Annotated in this window: 5 protein-coding genes; 3 read left to right on the top strand and 2 right to left on the bottom strand. The window is 72.2% G+C overall.

From position 1 onward, the window contains the following. Positions 1-245: 245 nt before the first annotated feature. Both AXW62_RS16560 and glmS read right to left on the bottom strand, forming a co-directional pair. Positions 246-614 (bottom strand): holo-ACP synthase, encoded by a 369-nt coding sequence (locus tag AXW62_RS16560; RefSeq protein WP_030835201.1) that lies wholly within the window; start codon positions 612-614, stop codon positions 246-248. Positions 615-624: 10 nt separating this feature from the next. Continuing rightward, complete coding sequence (glmS, locus tag AXW62_RS16555) at positions 625-2,472, bottom strand: glutamine--fructose-6-phosphate transaminase (isomerizing) (RefSeq protein WP_030835198.1); 1,848 nt, start codon at positions 2,470-2,472, stop codon at positions 625-627. 131 nt (positions 2,473-2,603) lie between these two features. On the opposite strand from glmS, the gene AXW62_RS16550 reads away from it, so the two are divergent. The 3 genes from AXW62_RS16550 (at position 2,604) to AXW62_RS16540 (ending at position 5,522) form a co-directional block, all read left to right on the top strand. Then, positions 2,604-3,446 carry an SCO4651 family lipoprotein gene (locus AXW62_RS16550; RefSeq protein WP_159060890.1) on the top strand — a complete coding sequence of 281 codons (843 nt, stop codon included), beginning with the start codon at positions 2,604-2,606 and terminating at the stop codon, positions 3,444-3,446. Positions 3,447-3,563: 117 nt separating this feature from the next. Further along, positions 3,564-4,568 carry a type I pantothenate kinase gene (gene coaA, locus AXW62_RS16545; RefSeq protein WP_370682917.1) on the top strand — a complete coding sequence of 335 codons (1,005 nt, stop codon included), beginning with the start codon at positions 3,564-3,566 and terminating at the stop codon, positions 4,566-4,568. 12 nt (positions 4,569-4,580) lie between these two features. Beyond that, positions 4,581-5,522 carry a DUF389 domain-containing protein gene (locus tag AXW62_RS16540; protein ID WP_060945208.1) on the top strand — a complete coding sequence of 314 codons (942 nt, stop codon included), beginning with the start codon at positions 4,581-4,583 and terminating at the stop codon, positions 5,520-5,522. The last annotated feature ends 478 nt before the right edge of the window (positions 5,523-6,000 follow it).

The following is a 6,000-nucleotide window of genomic DNA, read 5'->3' as shown; positions in this document are numbered from 1 at the left end:
AGGGCGCCGCACCGGAGGCCCCGCCCCCGGCACCCACCCACGGACCTGCCGCGCCCCCGCACCCCGCCCCCGGCACCCACCACGAAACAGCAGGCCCACCCCAGCAACCACCACACACCCGCACCCACCACCCGCACCCGCCACCCACGGACAACGGAACGAACACGGACCACGGACAACGGACCGTAAACCGCGAACCGTAAACCGCGAACCGCGACCCCACCCGCGACCAGCCGGGCCGCCCCTCACCCCTCCGCGATCACCACCGCCGACGCCACCCCCGCGTCATGGCTCAGCGAGACGTGCAGCCCCCGCACCCCCAGCCGCTCCGCGCACGCCGCGACCGTGCCGCGTACCGAGAGGCGGGGCCGGCCGCTGGGTTCGGTCAGGATCTCCGCGTCCGTCCAGCGCAGGCCGCCGGGGGCGCCCAGGGACTTGGCGAGCGCCTCCTTGGCGGCGAACCGGGCCGCCAGCGAGGCCATGCCACGGCGCTCCCCGCTCGGCAGCCACAGCTCGCGCTCGACGAACAGCCGGTCCGCCATCCCCGGGGTGCGCCGCAACGCGTCGTCGAAGCGGTCGATCCCGGCCACGTCGATGCCGACGCCGATGATCACCCGGTCACTCTCACTCCACCGTCACCGACTTCGCCAGGTTCCTCGGCTGGTCGACCTCGTTCCCCCGCGCCGTCGCCAGCTCGCACGCGAAGACCTGCAGCGGCACCGTGGCCACCAGCGGCTGGAGCAGGGTCGGGGTGACCGGGATCTCGATCAGGTGGTCGGCGTACGGGGCGACGGACGCGTCCCCGCGCTCGGCGATGACGATCGTGCGGGCGCCGCGCGCCCGGATCTCCTGGATGTTGGAGACGATCTTGTCATGCAGCACCGACCGCCCGCGCGGCGACGGCACGACCACCACGACCGGCACATCCTGCTCGATGAGCGCGATCGGCCCGTGCTTCAGCTCGCCCGCCGCGAACCCCTCGGCGTGCATATAGGCGAGTTCCTTGAGCTTGAGCGCGCCCTCCAGGGCCACCGGGAAGCCGACGTGCCGGCCCAGGAAGAGCACGGTGTTCTTGTCGGCCAGCGTCCGGGCCAGCTCCCGCACCGGCTCCATGGTCTCCAGGACCTCGTCCACCTGGGTCGCGATCTCCGACAGCTCGCGGATCACGGAGAGGATCTCGTCGCCCCACTTGGTGCCGCGCACCTGGCCCAGGTAGAGCGCCACCAGGTAGCAGGCGACCAGCTGGGTGAGGAACGCCTTGGTGGAGGCGACGGCGACCTCGGGCCCGGCGTGGGTGTAGAGCACCGCGTCCGACTCGCGCGGGATGGTGGAGCCGTTCGTGTTGCAGATGGCCAGCACCTTCGCGCCCTGCTCCCGCGCGTGCCGCAGCGCCATCAGGGTGTCCATGGTCTCGCCGGACTGGGAGATGGCGATCACCAGCGTGCGCTGGTCCAGGATCGGGTCCCGGTAGCGGAACTCGCTGGCCAGCTCGGTCTCGCAGGGGATCCGGGTCCAGTGCTCGATGGCGTACTTGGCGATCATGCCGGCGTGGTAGGCGGTGCCGCAGGCCACGATCACGACCTTGGTGACCTCGCGCAGCACCGAGGCCGGGATGCGCACCTCGTCCAGGCAGAGGTTGCCGGCCAGGTCGATCCGGCCGAGCAGGGTGTCCGCGACGGCCTTCGGCTGCTCGGCGATCTCCTTGAGCATGAAGTAGTCGTAGCCGCCCTTCTCGGCGGCGGAGGCGTCCCAGTCCACGTGGTACGGGCGGACCTCGGCCGGCGCCCCCTCGAAGTCGGTGACGGTCACCCCGTCCCGGCGGACCTCCACGACCTGGTCCTGGCCCAGCTCGATGGCCTCGCGGGTGTGGGCGATGAAGGCGGCCACGTCGGAGGCGAGGAACGCCTCGTCCTCGCCGACGCCGACGACCAGCGGCGAGTTGCGGCGCGCCCCGACCACCACATCGGGCGCGTCGGCGTGCACCGCGACCAGGGTGAAGGCGCCCTCCAGCCGGCGGCAGACCTGGCGCATCGCCTCGGCGAGGTCACCGCAGGACGAGAACGACTCGGCCAGCAGATGCGCCACGACCTCGGTGTCGGTCTCGGAGGCCAGGCCGTGGCCGCGCTCGGCCAGTTCGGCGCGGAGCGCGGCGAAGTTCTCGATGATGCCGTTGTGGACGACGGAGACCCGGCCCGCGTTGTCCAGGTGCGGATGGGCGTTGGCGTCGGTCGGGCCGCCGTGGGTGGCCCATCGGGTGTGGCCGATGCCGGTGCCGCCGGTGGGCAGCGGGCGGTCGGCCAGCTCCTTCTCCAGGTTGGCCAGCTTGCCCGCCTTCTTGGCGGCCGCCAGCCCGCCGTCGGCCAGCACGGCGACACCCGCCGAGTCATAGCCGCGGTACTCGAGCCGCTTGAGCCCGGCGAGGACGACATCGAGGGCGGACTGCCCTCCCACATAACCAACGATTCCGCACATGGACTGCAGCGTACGGCCCGCTGCCCCGCAGACTTGGCACACCCCCGCGCGTCGCCGTGCCGTGCATAATGCGCACGAGCGGCCGGGGGGCCGCCTTTCACTTTCCTGGGGGGATCGTGCGCCGTATCACCATGTCCTTAGCCGCCGTGCTGCTTCTCGCGCTCGGCACCGGCTGCTCATCGGGTTCGAGCGAATCGGGTTCTAGCGAGAAGGGTCGCGTCACCGAGAAGCCGGGCGGAAGGGCCGGAGCGAAGGCGTCCGCCACGAAGGGCACGGACGGCAGACCCGTCGACATCGTCCGCGCCGCAGTGGCGAAGGCCCGCGCCACCAGCGCCCGTATCGACGAGAAGATCGTGCTCAGCGACGGAACGCGCACCTACACGCTGTCCATCGCGGGCCCCTTCGACATGGCCCGGGACAAGGGCACACTGTCCGTCGACTTCCCGGGCGGGGCCGTCGACCACATCGACGAGATCTTCAGTCGCGGCCGGATCTATCTCACTCCGATGCAACCCGCCATCCCGAAGGGCGCCTGGGCGTCCATCGCCCGGGACAAGGTCGAAGCCCACTCGCTACTGCGCGCACCGGCCAACGACCCCGAGCATGTGCTGCGCCAGATCGCCGCGATGCGCAAGGTGACGCGCTTTGGCACGGGGACTGTCGGCGGCCGCGCAGCCACCCGGTACCGGGGCTCGCTCGACACCGCCACCCTGTCGCTGGGGCTCACCGCGAAGGCCCGCCGCAGCCTCGCCAAGCTGCACGAGATGATCCGAACCGACCTCCCGGTGTTCACGGACGCCTGGGTGGACCGTGCGGGGCGGATCGTCCGAGTCAGGCTCACCCACCGCTTCCAGACGGACTCCGCCGAGGTGACGATGACGCTGTCCTCCTTCGGGCAGCCGGTGAAGGCCGTCGCGCCGGACGACTCCCTGACGGTGCCCGTGATGTCGGTGAGCGGGGCCCTGCCGGGATGACCAGCAGCATGACCAGCGGGGGCCGACGGGGTGACCGGCGGAGGAGCAGCGGGGTGACCGACCCCACGCCGCCGGGCCGGTCACCCGGCCGGGTCCAGCCACCACAATGACAAGGTGATCACGTCAACCGACGAAGCGCGCACCGTGCGCGGCCCGCAGCGGCGGACCGGCGAGGCGACCCCGTATGTGGACCTGTCCCGCGCCGAGTGGAGCGCGCTGCGGGACAAGACCCCGCTGCCGCTGACCGCCGAGGAGGTCGAGCGGCTGCGCGGGCTCGGCGACGTCATCGACCTCGAGGAGGTACGTGACGTCTATCTGCCGCTGTCCCGGCTGCTCAACCTCTACGTGGCCGCCACCGGCAATCTGCGCGGCGCGCTCAACACCTTCCTCGGCGACACCAAGCGGGGCACCGGCGCCCAGCCCGGTACGCCGTTCGTCATCGGCGTGGCGGGCAGTGTCGCGGTCGGCAAGTCGACCACCGCCCGGCTGCTCCAGGCGCTGCTGGCCCGCTGGCCGGAGCACCCCCGGGTGGAGCTGGTCACCACCGACGGCTTCCTCTACCCCAACGCCGAACTCCAGCGGCGCGGCCTGATGGCCCGCAAGGGGTTCCCCGAGTCCTACGACCGCAGGGCGCTGACCCGCTTCGTCGCGGATGTGAAGGCGGGCCGGGCGGAGGTGTCGGCGCCGGTCTACTCGCATCTGATCTACGACATCGTGCCGGGCGAGCTGCTGACCGTGCACCGCCCCGACATCCTGATCGTCGAGGGGCTCAACGTGCTGCAGCCCGCGCTGCCGGGCAAGGACGGGCTGACCCGGGTGGGGCTCGCGGACTTCTTCGACTTCAGCGTGTACGTGGACGCCCGGACGGAGGACATCGAGCGCTGGTACCTGGGCCGCTTCAAGAAGCTGCGGGAGACGGCCTTCCAGGACCCGTCCTCGTACTTCCGCAAGTACACCCAGGTCTCCGAGGAGGAGGCGCTGGACTACGGCCGGATGATCTGGCGGACCATCAACAGGCCCAACCTCCAGCAGAACGTCCAGCCCACCCGGGGCCGGGCGACGCTGGTGCTGCGCAAGGGACCGGACCACAAGGTCCAGCGGCTGTCCCTGCGCAAACTCTGAGGAGCGCGTGCCGTGCTGCATCTGCGGTTGATCGTCCCCGCCGACCGCACCGAGGAGGTGGTGCGCACCGTCGAGAAGACGGTCGGCACCACCCATCTGGTGGTGCTGCCGGGCGCCGCGCGCAACCCCATGGGGGACGTCGTGATGTGCGACGTGGCGCGCGAGGCGGGCGACTCCCTGCTGGGCGACCTGCGTGAGCTGGGGCTGGACGAGACCGGCTCGATCGCCGTGGAGAACATCGACCTGTCGCTGTCCCGGCGTGCCGACGAGGCGGAGGAGGAGGCACCCGGTGAGGGAGCGGACGCCGTCCTGTGGGAGCAGCTGGCGGACGCCACCCACGAGGAGTCCACGCTCTCGGTCACCTATCTCGCCTTCCTCACCCTCGCGACGATGATCGCGGCATGCGGTGTGGTGCTGGACAACGCGATCCTGATCGTCGGCGCGATGGCGGTCGGCCCGGAGTTCGGGCCGCTGGCGGGGCTGTGCACCGCGCTGGTGCGGCGCGCACCGCGGCTGGCCGCCCGCTCGGCGATCGCGCTGCTGGTGGGATTCGCCGCGGCGATGGCGCTGACGACCGGTTTCGGCATGCTGATGGACGCCGTGGGGCTGTTCAGCGCGGACATGCTGGAGGGCGCCCGGCCGAACACGGACTTCATCTGGAAGCCGGACATGTTCTCGTTCGTGGTGGCCGTGCTCGCGGGGATCGCCGGAACGCTCTCGCTGACCTCGGCGAAGTCCGGTGCGCTGGTGGGCGTGGCGATCTCGGTGACCACGGTCCCGGCGGCGGCCAACGCGGCGGTGGCGCTCGGCTACGGCGAGATCCACCAGATGTGGGGCTCGACCGAGCAACTGCTGCTGAACCTGGTGGGGATCGTGCTGGCCGGGACGCTGACGCTGGTGCTCCAGAAGGTGCTGTGGGAACGGCAGCGGCGGCGGGCGCTACCGCGCGGCTGACCGCGAACCGGCCCGACGGGCCGAACCGGCGAGCCGGACCGGCGGCCGGGGCACATGGTCCGAGGCCGAGGGCCGGAGACCGGGCGGTTGGACCGGACGCACGGCCCGGACGGCCCGGACGCACGGCCCGGACGTGTGGCCGGGGCGCCCGGACGCGTGGCCCGGAAGGCCGAGGCCCCGGGGCCGGGCGGAGGCCCAGGGGCCGGGCGGAGGCCCAGGGACCAGAGCGACGGCCCACGGGTTCAGGGGGCCAGCAGCCGGGCGGAACGGACCGGAAGGTCCGAGCGGCAGCCCGGAAGACCAGCCGGGCCCCGGAAAATCAGCCCCGGAAAACCGGGCCCGGGAGACCACCCGAGGCCCGGAAGACCAGAGGACCAAAGGACCAGGGAGCCGGGGCCCTGGACCCTGGGCCCCGGCCGGGGCCCCTGGCCCTGCCGTACCTCTGGTCCCCTGCCAGGCCCCCGGCCCCGGCCCCCGG

The sequence above is a fragment of the Streptomyces hygroscopicus subsp. hygroscopicus genome, assembly GCF_001553455.1.
Lineage (GTDB): Bacteria > Actinomycetota > Actinomycetes > Streptomycetales > Streptomycetaceae > Streptomyces > Streptomyces hygroscopicus.
The sequence above is the reverse complement of the archived record's forward strand: the minus strand, read 5'-3'. Positions and strand labels throughout refer to the sequence as shown.

What these genes read in the sequence shown, in the direction of transcription:
- AXW62_RS16550 (WP_159060890.1), top strand. Translation starts at nt 2,604, where the DNA reads ATGTCCTTAGCCGCCGTGCTGCTTCTCGCGCTCGGCACCGGCTGCTCA.
- glmS (WP_030835198.1), bottom strand. Translation starts at nt 2,472, where the DNA reads ATGTGCGGAATCGTTGGTTATGTGGGAGGGCAGTCCGCCCTCGATGTC.